The 13,312-nt window shown below is 62.7% G+C and carries 11 protein-coding genes; 2 read left to right on the forward strand and 9 right to left on the reverse strand.

Annotated features, from left to right (window positions below):
- Positions 1 to 84 precede the first annotated feature (84 nt).
- Positions 85 to 480 (forward strand): RNA polymerase-binding protein RbpA, encoded by a 396-nt coding sequence (locus AC1DD7_RS14965; protein ID WP_442005392.1) that lies wholly within the window; start codon positions 85 to 87, stop codon positions 478 to 480.
- Here AC1DD7_RS14965 and pgl read toward each other — a convergent pair.
- The 6 genes from pgl to tkt are packed head-to-tail and all read right to left on the reverse strand — an operon-like array spanning position 433 to position 8,656.
- Positions 433 to 1,251, reverse strand: coding sequence for a 6-phosphogluconolactonase (pgl, locus tag AC1DD7_RS14970; RefSeq protein WP_477515611.1), 819 nt, complete (start codon positions 1,249 to 1,251; stop codon positions 433 to 435). The two genes, AC1DD7_RS14965 and pgl, sit on opposite strands and share 48 nt — an antisense overlap.
- Positions 1,241 to 2,182 (reverse strand): glucose-6-phosphate dehydrogenase assembly protein OpcA, encoded by a 942-nt coding sequence (locus tag AC1DD7_RS14975; RefSeq protein ID WP_477515612.1) that lies wholly within the window; start codon positions 2,180 to 2,182, stop codon positions 1,241 to 1,243. Before AC1DD7_RS14975 ends, pgl begins: the two co-directional genes overlap by 11 nt.
- The gene (zwf, locus tag AC1DD7_RS14980; RefSeq protein WP_431115210.1) at positions 2,179 to 3,735 is read right to left on the reverse strand and encodes a glucose-6-phosphate dehydrogenase; all 1,557 of its coding nucleotides are present in this window, start codon (positions 3,733 to 3,735) and stop codon (positions 2,179 to 2,181) included. Before zwf ends, AC1DD7_RS14975 begins: the two co-directional genes overlap by 4 nt.
- Before the next feature lie 15 nt (positions 3,736 to 3,750).
- Complete coding sequence (locus AC1DD7_RS14985; protein WP_477515613.1) at positions 3,751 to 5,382, reverse strand: glucose-6-phosphate isomerase; 1,632 nt, start codon at positions 5,380 to 5,382, stop codon at positions 3,751 to 3,753.
- A gap of 6 nt (positions 5,383 to 5,388) precedes the next feature.
- On the reverse strand, positions 5,389 to 6,507 hold the full coding sequence (tal, locus tag AC1DD7_RS14990) for a transaldolase (RefSeq protein ID WP_477515614.1): 1,119 nt from the start codon (positions 6,505 to 6,507) through the stop codon (positions 5,389 to 5,391).
- Positions 6,508 to 6,529: 22 nt separating this feature from the next.
- The gene (tkt, locus tag AC1DD7_RS14995) at positions 6,530 to 8,656 is read right to left on the reverse strand and encodes a transketolase (protein WP_477515615.1); all 2,127 of its coding nucleotides are present in this window, start codon (positions 8,654 to 8,656) and stop codon (positions 6,530 to 6,532) included.
- Between the two features lie 431 nt (positions 8,657 to 9,087).
- Between tkt and AC1DD7_RS15000 the strand changes: the two genes are divergently transcribed.
- Complete coding sequence (locus tag AC1DD7_RS15000; RefSeq protein ID WP_216925779.1) at positions 9,088 to 10,050, forward strand: heme o synthase; 963 nt, start codon at positions 9,088 to 9,090, stop codon at positions 10,048 to 10,050.
- 456 nt (positions 10,051 to 10,506) lie between these two features.
- Here the strand turns inward: AC1DD7_RS15000 and AC1DD7_RS15005 are convergent, their stop codons facing one another.
- Genes AC1DD7_RS15005 through AC1DD7_RS15015 form a run of 3 tightly spaced genes read right to left on the reverse strand, consistent with a single transcriptional unit; the run spans position 10,507 to position 13,208 of the window.
- Positions 10,507 to 11,451, reverse strand: a complete 945-nt coding sequence (locus AC1DD7_RS15005) for a COX15/CtaA family protein (protein ID WP_477515616.1) — start codon at positions 11,449 to 11,451, stop codon at positions 10,507 to 10,509.
- Positions 11,452 to 11,481: 30 nt separating this feature from the next.
- Positions 11,482 to 12,246 (reverse strand): ABC transporter permease, encoded by a 765-nt coding sequence (locus tag AC1DD7_RS15010; RefSeq protein ID WP_477515617.1) that lies wholly within the window; start codon positions 12,244 to 12,246, stop codon positions 11,482 to 11,484.
- Entirely contained in the window at positions 12,243 to 13,208 is a 966-nt protein-coding gene (locus AC1DD7_RS15015; RefSeq protein WP_477515618.1) for an ABC transporter ATP-binding protein, read from the reverse strand. The genes AC1DD7_RS15010 and AC1DD7_RS15015 overlap by 4 nt, the downstream gene beginning before the upstream one ends.
- Positions 13,209 to 13,312 lie beyond the last annotated feature (104 nt).

Raw genomic sequence — 13,312 nt, forward strand, 5'->3', positions numbered from 1 at the left:
GTACCCCTCGCATTAGACTGGGCCTGTTGGCTGTAAGGCCTACGGGCCGTGACGGCCAACCACCGAGTCGCTAGGGGTTCGAAAATGGTTCATGGCACGCCTGGTTACCGGGGCACCCGCGTTGGTGTAGCACTCGGATCTGCTCCTCGGCATCAAAGCGACCACGGCGATGGAGAACAACTGCCGCGTATTCGTGTCCCGTATTGGTGCGCCAAGGGACACGAGACGCGGCTTGTTTTCCTTAAACTGCCGGACGAACAAATACCCAAGAACTGGGACTGTCCCAAGTGCGGCCTCCTTGCATCCAGAGACCCAGGCCAGGTTGCGGAAACCCGGCCGGAAGACGACCTCTTCAAGTCCCACTTGGATTACGTTAAAGAAAGACGCTCCAGCCAGGACGCCGAAATCGTCCTGGCTGGAGCGTTGGAGCGGTTACGCGCCCGCGGGGTCCTTCCGGACCAACTGCTGGGGGACACGTGACGCTGCGTTCTCGTCGATGAGCCAAAGGGTCCTCGAGCGCCCAACGGGGCCCGCTGCGGGGACCTGAACAGGGTTGGCGCCTGCCAGGGCAAGGCCTACTGCACCGGCCTTGTCCTCGCCCGCTACCACCATCCAGATTTCCTGAGCCGTGTTGATGGCCGGCAAAGTCAAGGAAATGCGCGACGGCGGCGGCTTGGGTGAGTTTTCGACGCCCACCACCGTACGGTTCTTCTCCCTGATGGCTGCCTGCTCCGGGAAGAGTGATGCCACGTGGGCGTCTGGACCAACACCGAGCAGCAGTACGTCGAAGCGCGGCAAGATACCGGGTTCCTCCGGACGGGTATCGGACATGTCAGCTGCATGCTCTGCCTCTGCTGCTGCCTTCAGCCTGTCGGCATAATCAGCCGCAGCGTCGTCGGCCGATGCGAACTCGCCCGACGAACCGGGCTCATGGACCCGGGCAGGGTCAACCGGCAGGTGAGCGAGCAGGGCCTGGTGTGCCTGGCGGGTGTTGCGGTCATCGCTGTCTGCTGCAACAAAGCGCTCATCACCCCACCAGAAGTTCACCTTTGACCAGTCGACAGCTGGTGCAGCGGCAGAATCCGCCACCGCTTTCAGGGTGCCGATCCCAACAGTTCCTCCTGTCAGGACCACCGTGGCCTCACCGTGCTTGTCCTGGACATCCACAAGCTTGGTGATAAGGCGGGCCGCAATGGCCGCCATGAGCACCTTGGAATCGGGGTGGATGCTTACTCTGGGCTCAGCGTGCACTGGTCTGGACTCTCCTCTGACTGGTTAATGGCAGTCCCATCGTAATCACTTCTCCGAAGACTTCGTCGGGGTCCAGCCGGCGGAGTTCTTCGGCGAGGCAATCCTTCAGGCTGCGCCGGGGGAGGGTGATGCGCTGTGCAGGCTGACCGGGCTGTGTTAGCTCCGCCACGGACAATCCGGGGCGGAAAAGCTGGACGTCACCGCTGGCACGTGTCATGCGGACGCGGCGGATGCCGGTGCCAGCCGGATCGGCAACGATCGTGACCGGCGCCTGCAGGGCAAGGCCCAACCAGGCTGCGAGGAGCAGGGTGCTGGGGGAGTCCGAAGCACCTTCAACGGCTACGGCGGAGACCGGGTCATTGTCCACTTGGTCGAACACGGCTGCGAGTTGCATGCGCCAGTTGGTCAGGCGGGTCCAGGCGAGGTCTGTGTCGCCTGCCTTATAAGTCCGGCGAATATTCTCCAGCGCCTGGGTGGGGTCGGGCTCGTTCGCGGAGTCCGTGATGCGACGGTGTGCAATACGACCGATGGACGTCTCGCAGGCACTTTCCGGTGCGCCGTGCGGCCACCAGGCCACAATCGGTGCATCCGGAAGCAGGAGGCCTGCCACCAGGGATTCACTTTCGTGGGCCATGTGGCCGAACCCTCGCAGGACGATGACTTCGGAAGCACCGGCGTCGCCGCCAACGCGGATCTGCGCGTCAAGCCGGTCCGGGGCCTCAACCCCGGCATCGGCAAGTACGATGATGCGGCAGGGGTGTTCGCGGCTGGCCTCGTTGGCCGCCTCGATGGCGTCTTCTTCCTGCCCGGACTTCGTGACAACCACCAGGGTCAGCACCCGGCCCAGGGCAATCACGCCGCCTTGTTCCCGCAGCGACATGATCTTCTTGGAGATCTTGGAGGTGGTTGTGTCGGGAAGATCTACGATCATGGCCTTCTCCAGGTTCGTCCATCGCGGGCAAGGAGTTCATCGGCTGAAGCCGGTCCCCAGCTACCGGGTGCGTACGGTTGCGGTTGTTCTTCCAGGGCCGCCCAGTAGTCTTCGAACGGGTCCAGGATCTTCCAGGACAGCTCAACTTCCTGATGGCGCGGGAAGAGCGGCGGTTCGCCCAGGAGTACATCCAGGATGAGTCGTTCGTAGGCTTCGGGGCTGGACTCGGTAAACGAGTGACCGTAGCCGAAGTCCATCGTGACGTCGCGGACCTCCATTTGCGTGCCCGGGACTTTGGAACCGAACCGGATCGTGGCACCTTCGTCGGGCTGGACACGGATCACCACGGCGTTCTGGCCGAAGTCGTCATCGTTGTGGTCCCGGAACAGCAGGTTGGGTGCACGCTTGAACACAACCGCGATTTCAGTCACGCGGCGGCCCAGGCGCTTACCGGCACGCAGATAGAACGGCACACCGTTCCAGCGGCGGGTGTTGATGTCCACGCGGATCGCAGCATAGGTTTCGGTCTTGGAATCAGCCGGGATGCCGTCCTCATCCAAGTACCCGAGAACTTCTTCGCCGCCCTGCCAGCCACCGGTGAACTGACCACGGGCCGAATGGGTGGACAGGTCATCGGGCAGCTTAACGGCCGCGAGGACCTTTTCCTTCTCGGCACGCAGGTCATCGGCGTTGAAAGAAATAGGCTCTTCCATTGCCGTCAAGGCCAGGAGCTGCAGCAGGTGGTTCTGGATCACGTCTCGCGCCGCGCCCACGCCGTCGTAATAGCCGGCACGGCCGCCCGTACCGATGTCCTCGGCCATGGTGATCTGGACATGGTCAACGTAGTTGGCGTTCCAGAGGGGCTCGAACAGCTGGTTCGCGAAGCGCAGGGCCAGGATGTTCTGCACCGTTTCCTTGCCCAGGTAATGGTCAATCCGGAACACGGCATCCGGCGGGAACACTGACTCGACGATGTCGTTGAGCTGACGGGCGGACTCGAGGTCGTGACCGAACGGCTTTTCGATGACCACGCGGCGCCATTGCCCGGGCTTCGCCTGCGCCAGGCCATGCTTGGACAACTGGCGGCAGACCTGCTCGAATGCCTTGGGCGGGATGGAGAGGTAGAAGCCATGGTTGCCACGCGTGCCGCGGGTCTCGTCCAGCTCCTCCAGCACGTCTCCGAGTCGCTCAAAGGCGTCGTCGTCGTCGAACTCGCCCTGAACAAAGCGGATGCCCGAAGCCAACTGTTCCCAGACGGCTTCATCAAACTTGGTCCGTGCGTGGGCCTTGACGTTCTCTTTCACCTCTGCCGCGAAGTCGGCGTTGTCCCACTCGCGGCGTCCGAATCCCACCAAGGCAAAGCTCGGCGGAAGCAGGCCACGGTTGGCGAGGTCATAGACCGCAGGCATGAGTTTCTTACGGGCGAGGTCGCCGGTGACTCCGAAGAACACCAACGACGACGGCCCGGCGATGCGGTTCAGGCGCCGGTCCCGCGGATCCCGCAAGGGGTTCCGCAGGCCGGCGTTCTTCCTGCCGTTTTCAGTTTCTGGCATGTTTGGTTTTGTGCCTTAGCTTTCGAGTGCGCTGGCCTGGCCGGCCAGTGCAGCGACGACTTCCTGGAGCTGGGCTACGCCGGCAGCACGCTCGGTGAGGTGCAGGCGCAACACGGGACGGCCATGGCCTTCCAGGACCTGGGCATCGCCCGAGGCCTGTGCAGCAATGAGCTCCCCGAACGTGAAGGGGCGGTCAGGAATTTCCAGATCCAAAGACGATGCTGCGGTGATCTGAAGGAACACACCAATAGCCGGACCGCCCTTGTGGAACTGGCCTGTGGAATGCAGGAACCGCGGGCCCCAGCCGAACGTCACCGGACGGCCGGAGACAGCGGCGAGTTCGTCACGGATGCCTTCAAGGGGCGCATGGGAGATGCGGTCCAGGTAAGCCTGGACGCTCAGGTAACCGTCCGAGCCGAGCTGGGCCAGCAGTGCCTGCACGGCTTCGGCTGCGGTGGAAGCACTACCGAGCCAATCGCCGCCGCGAACTTCCACGACGCCGTCGGTGAACGTGGCCGGAGTGGGCTCAGGGCGGGCATCCAGCAGGCCGCGCGCGGCCACCTTGGCGGCCTCGACGTCGGGCTGGTCAAACGGGTTGATGCCCAGCAGACGTCCTGCAACGGCGGTCGCGAATTCCCAAAGGAACATCTGGGAAGCCAGGCCGCCTGCGATCGCAACTTCGTTTTCACGAAGTTCGACGTCGGCGTCCGCACTAACCAGTCGGACCACCAGAACGTCCTCGGCGCCGCCAAGGGCCTCAGGGGAATCCGGTCCCGCGACAACAGGCAGCACACCCGTGCCGAGCTTGCCCGTGGACTCCGCGATGAGCTGCTCGGCCCAATCAGCGAAGCCCACAATGCCGGAACCGTCCTCGGCAATGACGATCTTGTTGCGCAGAGGATTGGTGCCGCCCAGGGCAATGCCCAAAGCAAGACCAATGTTGTCCTCTGAGTCCTCGTTGAGGATCTCGGCAGCCTCCTCAGCTTCGTCCAGGAAAGCCTGGATGTCCACGCCAGCCAGCCCGCAAGGGACAAGCCCGAACGCCGTAAGGGCAGAGAAACGGCCGCCGACGTTGGGATCGGCATTGAAGACGGCACGGTAACCGGCTTCGCGGGATGCCTTGTCCAGCGGAGAACCCGGATCCGTGACGATGATGATTCGACTCTTGGCATCAATACCGGCGTCGTTGAACGCTTTCTCGAACACCCTGCGCTGGGAGTCAGTCTCAACAGTTGAACCCGACTTGGAGGACACCACAATCGCAGTCTCCGCCAACCGGTCCGTCAAAGCAGCGCTGACCTGCTCAGGATCTGTGCTGTCCAGCACAGTCAGCTCGACGCCGGCGGTGCCGGCAATGACCTCGGGAGCCAAGGAGGAGCCACCCATGCCACAGAGGACAATACGGGAGACACCCTCGGCGCGGAGAGCATCGCGAAGCTCGAGAATGCCCTCCACCAAAGGTTGCGATACGGCGGCAGCCTCAACCCAGCCCAGACGGATGGCCGACTCGGACTCCGCTTCAGGACCCCACAGCGTGTGGTCTTTGGCGAAAATCCTCGTGGCGACCTTGTCGTCTACCAGGCTGGTGATGTTCTGGGCGATGGCCTGCTGCGCGGCACCGCTGGCGTCGTAGCTGATTGTGCTCATGGTTGGTTAGGAAGCCTTCCGTGCGGTGGCGAGGGCGCCTTCAACGTCGGCCAGGAGTTCCTTCCAGCTGGCCACGAACTTCTCGAGGCCTTCGGACTCAAGCACGGCTACGACGTCGTTGTAGGAAACGCCAACGGCTTCGAGTGCGTCGAGGGTCTGGTTCGCTTCTGTGTAGGTGCCCGTGATGGTGTCTCCGGTGACTACGCCGTGATCGAACGTTGCGTCGAGGGTCTTTTCCGGCATGGTGTTGACCACGCCGGGGGCCACGAGTTCGGTGACGTACAGGGTGTCGGGGTAGGCCGGGTCCTTGACGCCGGTGGAGGCCCAGAGCGGACGCTGGGGGAGGGCGCCGGCCTCAGCGAGCAAGGCCCAGCGTTCGGTGGAGAACTGCTCTTCGTACACCTGGTAGGCGAGGCGTGCGTTGGCGACGCCTGCCTTGCCCTTGAGGGCCTTGGCTTCGTCGGTGCCGATGGCGTCCAGGCGCTTGTCGATCTCGGTGTCCACGCGGGAAACGAAGAAGGATGCCACGGAGTGGATTTTGGAGAGGTCGTGGCCGTTGTCCTTGGCCTGCTCCAGGCCGGACTGGAAGGCGTTGATGACGGCGCGGTAGCGCTCCAGGGAGAAGATCAGGGTCACGTTGACGCTGATGCCCTCGGCCAGGGTTGCCGTGATGGCTTCCAGGCCTTCCAGGGTTGCCGGGATCTTGATGTGGACGTTGTCCTTGTTGACCTTGCCATACAGGTGCTTGGCCTCGGCGATCGTGGCCTGGGTGTCCCACGCCAGGCGGGGATCCACCTCGATGGACACTCGGCCATCCACGCCGTTGGTGGCGGCAGCGATCGGTGCGAACAGATCGCAGGCGTCGGCGACGTCCGTGGTGGTGATCTCGAAGATGGTCTCTTCGACGCTGGCTCCAGCCGCGGCCTGCGCGGCGATCGTGGCGTCATAGTCCGTGCCGGTGGTGATGGCAGCGTGGAAGATGGACGGGTTGGTGGTGACACCGACTACGTTCTTTTCGTCGATGAGCTTCTGCAACGTGCCCGTTTCGAGGCGGTTGCGTGAAAGGTCGTCGAGCCAGATGGAAACGCCGGCGTCGGAGAGTTGCTGCGTGGGGGTGCTGGTCATTGTTTTCTCCTTGATAGAGGTATCAGGCGCTCAGGCCTGCGAGGGAGTCTTTTGCAGCGGCGGCAACGGCTTCGGCAGTGATGCCGAATTCCTGGAACAACCGCTTGTAGTCTGCCGAGGCACCGAAGTGCTCAAGGGAGACCGAACGTCCGGCATCACCGACGAATTCGCGCCATCCAAGTGCAAGGCCGGCTTCGACGGAAACGCGTGCCTTCACATCGGCAGGGAGCACGGACTCACGGTAGGCCTCGTCCTGCTTGTTGAACCATTCCACGCACGGCATGGAAACAACGCGGGTGGCGATGCCTTCGGCCTGGAGTGCTTCGCGGGCCGCGACGGCGAGCTGGACCTCGGAGCCCGTGCCGATCAGGATGACCTGCGCGTCAACGGTTTCGCCGTCCTTGGAAGCCTCAGCCAGGACGTAACCACCCTTGGCCACACCAGCGGTGGAGCCGAAGGTGTCACCTTCTGCGGTGCCTTCGCCGCGGGCGTAGGTGGGGATGTTCTGGCGGGTCAGCACGATGCCGGCCGGGTTCTCGTGGTTCTCCAGCATCGCCTTCCACGCTGCCGAGACCTCGTTCGCGTCACCGGGGCGGACGACGTCCAGGCCCGGGATAGCACGCAGCGACGCGAGCTGCTCCACGGGCTGGTGGGTGGGACCGTCTTCGCCCAGGCCGATGGAGTCGTGCGTCCATACGTACAAGGACGGCACACCCATCAACGCGCCGAGGCGGATGGCCGGGCGCTGGTAATCCGAGAAGATCAGGAACGTGCCCGAGAACGCACGCGTGCGTCCATGCAGGGAAATGCCGTTCACGATCGACGCAGCTGCGTGCTCACGGATACCGAAGTGCAGGACCCGTCCGTACGGGTTGCCCTTCCAAGCGTCCGTGGAGCGCGAGGTGGGAATGAACGACGGCGAACCCTCGATCGTGGTGTTGTTGGACTCGGCGAGATCGGCGGAACCGCCCCACAGCTCGGGAAGGACCGGGCCGATGGCGTTCAGGACCTTGCCCGATGCTGCGCGGGTGGAGACGTCCTTGCCGGCTTCGAACACGGGCAGCGCGGCGTCGATGCCCACGGGAAGCTTCTTGGCCTCAACGCGCTCCAGCAGGGCAGCAGCGTCCGGGTTGGCGGACTGCCAGGCCTCGAACGAGGACTGCCATGCAGCGCGGGATTCGGCGCCACGGTCCAGGACCTTTCGGGCGTGTGCCAGGACCTCTTCGTCAACATCGAAGGACTTGGCGGGATCGAAACCGAGCACGGTCTTCAGTGCTGCGACTTCCTCGGCCCCCAGGGCCGAGCCGTGGATCTTGCCCGTGTTCTGCTTCTTCGGGGCCGGGTAGCCAATGATGGTCCGCAGCGAAATGATGGACGGCTTGTTCGTCTCAGCCTTCGCAGCCAGCAGTGCGGAGTAGAGTTCCTGGACGTCCTCGACGTAATCCCCGGTCTTGGTCCAGTCCACGCGCTGGGTGTGCCAGCCGTAGGCTTCGTAGCGCTTCAGGACATCTTCGGTGAAAGCAACGTCGGTATCGTCTTCAATGGAAATGTGGTTCTCGTCGTAGATCACCACGAGGTTGCCCAGTTCCTGGTGGCCAGCCAGCGAGGACGCCTCGGACGTCACACCTTCCTGGAGGTCGCCGTCGGATGCGATAACCCAGATCGTGTGGTCAAACGGCGACTCACCGGCGGGAGCATCGGCGTCGAACAGGCCGCGCTGGCGGCGCTGGGAGTAAGCGAAACCAACAGCCGAAGCCAGGCCCTGGCCCAACGGGCCGGTAGTGATCTCCACGCCCGCTGTGTGCTTGTACTCGGGGTGGCCCGGGGTCAGCGAACCCCAGGTACGCAGTGCTTCAAGGTCCTTCAATTCCAGGCCGTATCCGGAGAGGAACAGCTGGATGTAAAGGGTCAGTGATGTGTGGCCGGGGGACAGGACGAACCGGTCACGCCCAATCCAGTCAGGGTTCTTCGGGTCATGGCGCATCAGCTTCTGGAACAGCAGGTACGCTGCCGGAGCCAAGCTCATTGCCGTGCCGGGGTGGCCATTTCCAACCTTCTCCACGGCGTCAGCGGCCAACACGCGAACGGTGTCAACCGCCTTCTGATCCAGATCGGTCCATGACAGTTCTTGCTCTTCCAAATGTGGCACGAAAACCGAGCCCCTCTCTGTGCTGACGGCAGGCGGAAGGACACGGCACGCAGGAAGCACAGGATGGCGCCCGCTGCAATGTGTCTACCAGCCGTTCACCATTGAAACGTTGATCCTTCATCCAGACGCACGGATTTTCCGAGAATACGGTTTCCCGGAGTGTCAACGTGTGCTGATCTGCTCAACAGCTTAGCCCCAAACGTGTCCTGAGACTCAGGGAATCCCACTAACTGGACAGAATTTCCCTTATATGAATCACGATGGCGCCGCTGGGAAGTGAACTTTCCGAAACATTGGCGTATTTTGCGGACACGGACGCACTTCCAGCCACGGTATGATATCTGGAGGCCACCAGCGGTTCATGCGCCTGCGGTTCCATCTCGGAAACCCCGGACTGCAGCCGCTGCGAGAACCCCAGAGCATAGAACAGAGTGACTGCCGCCGTGAGCACAACTGATACGCCCCTCAACGCGTCCCCGGCCCGGGGAAGCATCGGAATCTCCCGTAAGTTAAAGGCGTATCTGGCTCTCACCAAGCCCCGTGTCATCGAGCTGCTCCTGGTCAGCACGCTCCCCACCATGATCTTTGCCCAGCGCGGCTTCCCGTCCATCGGACTGATTCTGGCGACTCTCGTTGGCGGCGCTTTCGCGGCGGGCAGCGCCGGCGTGTTCAACTGCTACATCGACCGCGACATCGACAAATTGATGCACCGCACCGAGAAGCGTCCGTTGGTCACCGGTGAAGTTTCGCCCAGGGAGGCTTTGGTCTTCGCCTGGATTCTTGGTGCCGCTTCAATCGCCATCCTGTGGTTCGGTGCGAATCCGCTGTCCGCATGGCTTGGACTGGGTGCCATCGTTTTCTACGTGGTCATCTACACCATGATCCTGAAGCGCCGCACCGCACAAAACATCGTTTGGGGCGGGGCTGCCGGCTGCTTCCCGGTACTGATCGCCTGGGCTGCGGTCACCAACACGGTTGAGTGGCCTGCCATTGTGCTGTTCATGGTCATTTTCCTGTGGACGCCCCCGCACTACTGGCCTCTGTCCATGCGCTACGGCGAGGACTACCGCAACGCCAAGGTGCCCATGCTCGGAGCAATTGCCGGGGCCAAAGTTGTGTCCGTTCAGGTGGTTCTCTATGCCTGGGCCATGGTGGCCTGCTCGCTGCTGATGATTCCCGTTGGCGGCGCCGGCTGGGTCTATACAATTGCCGCCGTCGCTGCCGGCGCCTGGTTCCTGTACGAGAGCCACGCCCTCTACAAGCGGGCACAGGGCGGCGACGTCTCCAACAAGGGTGCCATGAAGGTCTTCCACGGCTCCATCAGCTACCTGACGCTGCTTTTCATCGCGCTGGCAGTGGACCCGTTCATCGGATCACCGATCATCGGCGGCTAACCTCCGCGACGGCTTCCACAAAGAAGCAAGACAAAGAAGGCACGACGCCGGCACTCACCCGAGTTCCGGCGTCGCGCCTTTTCGTTTCCCCCCGGATGTTCTCTCACATCCGAGCGTATTTTTACCGATCTTCTCCCACATCCGAGCCCATTCCTACCGATCTTCTCTCACATCCGAGCCCATTCCTACCGATCTTCTCTCACCCGCCGACTGAACAAACGGTCGAAAAGAGTGCCTAAGGAGGGAGCGCCGGGATAATGATGGATCCCGAAAGCCTGGGGGGACGTGCGAGAACATCCCGCCCAGCGCCACCCGATGTGAGAGAAGATCCCGCCCAGCGCCGCCGGACGTGAGAGAACATCCCGCCCAGCGCCACCCGATGTGAGAGAAGATCCCGCTCAGCGCCGCCGGACGTGAGAGAAGATCCCGCCCCAGGGCCCCGTACGTGAGAGAGGGCTACTTGGCGGGACTGTACTTGGCGATGTCGGCCGCGTTGGTCGATGCGCTCATTAGCAGGGCAGCCCCCAGCATGTGTGCGCCCACGAGGAGAGCAGGGATCCCGTTGTAGTACTGGGTGAACCCGATGATGGCCTGGAGCAACGTCACGGCGAGCAGGAGGAACGAAGCGGTTCGGAACGGGCCGCCGATCTTATGCCGGACCACAAGGTATACAGCGAATAGTGTCCCGGCTGTGATCAGGTAAGCGGGCACAGCGTGAATGTGTGAGAAAAGGTCCCAGTCCAGATCATTGCGGGGCGCATCGGCATCGCCCGCGTGCGGACCGGCGCCTGTGACTACTACGCCGAGCATGACAGCTATGGCCGAGAAGACGGCGACAGCCAGCATAACGGGGCGGGCAACCGAAGGCAGTGTGGGCAGTACCTGGTTCATGAATCGGCCGGTGCGGCCGAAGGCGCGGTTCACGAGCAGCGTCGCTAAGACAACCAAGGCCATGGATACCAGGAAGTGCAGGCCCACAACCCAGGGGTTGAGGTTGGACAGGACCGTGATTCCGCCGATGATGGCCTGGGCCGGGATGCTCGCCAGGAGGCCGAGAGCGAGCATGAAGAGATCGCGACGTTCCTTGCGGAGATTCCACAAGTAGACCAGCATGAGAGCCGCAACCGCCGCCAACGCGAACGTGAGCATACGGTTCCCGAACTCGATAAAACCGTGAATGCCCATTTCAGGCGTGTTGACGAGGGATTCGTCCGTGCACCGCGGCCACGTGGGGCAACCGAGGCCCGAAGCCGTAAGGCGAACTGCACCACCGGTCACCACGAGTACTGTCTGTCCGATCAGCGAAAGGACAGATAGCCGGCGGATAGTGCGGTTTACTTCCGTTGGCAGCTTGGTGGTGAATCGCTGGACGGATTTGGGGAGGCGCGATGCCGTGCTCACAGTTTGCTCAACTCTCAGTTCTGCTTGTTGTCAGTTCCACTTGAACCAGCGAATAGCTGCCGCGCCGGCCAGCAGGGTCCACGTCACGAGGACCAGGACGGCGGGGAAGGGCACAATGCCCAGCAGGAACGCGTCCCGCAATGCCTGGCCCAGTGCACCGGAGGGCAGGAAGTGAACGATGCCCTGGGCCAAAGCTGGAAGCCTCTCCGCCGGGACAACGATCCCGCCCAACGCTCCGAGGAGGATCCACAGAAGATTGGTGATGGCCAGGGTAGCTTCAGGCCGCACTGTTCCGGCGACCAGGAGCCCCAGCGCCGTGAACGCAGCCGCACCAAGGATGAGGATCCCAAGGCCTGGAAGCCATGCCTCCGGCCGCGGCTGCCAGCCCAGGAATCCGGCGACAAACCCCACTACCAGTACTTGAAGGAAGAGAACGACGAGCACAGCGAGTATCTTGCCCGCGATCAGGCCACCACGCCCCAGTGGGGTGGTGGAGAGGAAGCGAAGAACGCCGTAACGCCGGTCAAATCCCGTAGCGATGCCTTGGCCAGTGAAAGCGGTGGACATGGCACACAGAGCAAGGATTCCCGGCGTGGCTACGTCAACGCGCGAGCCTCCGAGCCCATCCAGCAGGGGAGTGACAGTCAGGCCGGCCAAAGCAAGTAGCGGCAGGACGACGGCAAGAATCAATTGCTCGCCGTTGCGCAGCATCGTGATGGTCTCGTAGCGGCCTTGCTGCAGAATACGGCGAGGTAGGGAAGCGGGTCCGGCGTTGGTGGAGAGGAGCTTGCTCATCGGAGGTCCCTTCCGGAAATGTCCAGGAAAACGTCCTCGAGGCTCCGCGCCTCGAGTCTTAGTGAGGCTGGCATGATGTTCCGTGCGGCCCACCAGGCGGTCAGCGCGGCAAGGTCGTCGGGCCCCAGGGCACCGGTGATCGAGTAGCTGCCGGCACGGGTTTCAAGGACTTGCAGACCTGCGCCAAGGACGTCTTTGAACTCGAGTCCCGGCGGCGCGTCGAAGAAGAGGGTCCGGTCAGTGATCGCGGTGTCGGTGGAATGATCGTGCCGCAGGAGGTCGGCGACCGTTCCCTCGGCGACGTTGTGTCCGCCGTCGATGATATAGACGTAGTCAGCCAGGCGCTCGGCGTCATCCATGAGGTGCGTCGTGAGGATGATGCCCATGCCGGCGTCGCGCAGTTCCGCAATAAGGTCAAAAACCACTTGGCGCGAATGCGGATCCAATCCAGCGCTGGGTTCATCCAGGAAGAGGACCTCGGGGTTGCCAATCAATGCCGCAGCTAAAGCCACCCGTTGCTTTTGGCCACCTGAGAGGCGCCGCACACTGGTGCGGCTGAATTGGGCAATGCCAAGGCGGTCCACGAGGGCGTCGACATCCATGGGGTTGCGGTACATGCCGGCAATATGACGCAACAGGGGGATTGGACGGGCCGACGGCGGGAGGCCGCCATCCTGAAGCATGACACCCACCCGGGACCTCAAGTCAGCGCCGGCTGTGTCCGGGTCTGCGCCCAGAAGCGAAATGGTTCCCCCTGTCCGTTTCTGCAAACCCTGCGCACATTCAAGGGTGGTGGTCTTGCCAGCGCCGTTGGCTCCAAGGAGGGCCGTAATCCGGCCCCGCTCAGCCACCATGGACAGCCCACTAACAACCCGGAGCATTTTGCCGTCAAGGGAGGCCAGGGGCCCTACATCCTTAATGAGTCCGTCTATAGTGAGGACAGGGGAATCAGTGGATCGCACCAGAGTATTCTACGTGAAGTAGTACGGTCACACCTGGTGGGTGACTAAGGTCAGTCTTGCCTTACTGGATGCATGAAACAAATTACGACATGATTGTGTTGTGT

This window comes from Paenarthrobacter sp. 10L412, from assembly GCF_056395565.1.

What these genes read in the sequence shown, in the direction of transcription:
- AC1DD7_RS14985 (WP_477515613.1), bottom strand. Translation starts at nt 5,382, where the DNA reads ATGAGCACAATCAGCTACGACGCCAGCGGTGCCGCGCAGCAGGCCATC.
- AC1DD7_RS15010 (WP_477515617.1), bottom strand. Translation starts at nt 12,246, where the DNA reads ATGAGCAAGCTCCTCTCCACCAACGCCGGACCCGCTTCCCTACCTCGC.
- zwf (WP_431115210.1), bottom strand. Translation starts at nt 3,735, where the DNA reads ATGCCAGAAACTGAAAACGGCAGGAAGAACGCCGGCCTGCGGAACCCC.
- AC1DD7_RS14975 (WP_477515612.1), bottom strand. Translation starts at nt 2,182, where the DNA reads ATGATCGTAGATCTTCCCGACACAACCACCTCCAAGATCTCCAAGAAG.
- AC1DD7_RS14965 (WP_442005392.1), top strand. Translation starts at nt 85, where the DNA reads ATGGTTCATGGCACGCCTGGTTACCGGGGCACCCGCGTTGGTGTAGCA.
- tal (WP_477515614.1), bottom strand. Translation starts at nt 6,507, where the DNA reads ATGACCAGCACCCCCACGCAGCAACTCTCCGACGCCGGCGTTTCCATC.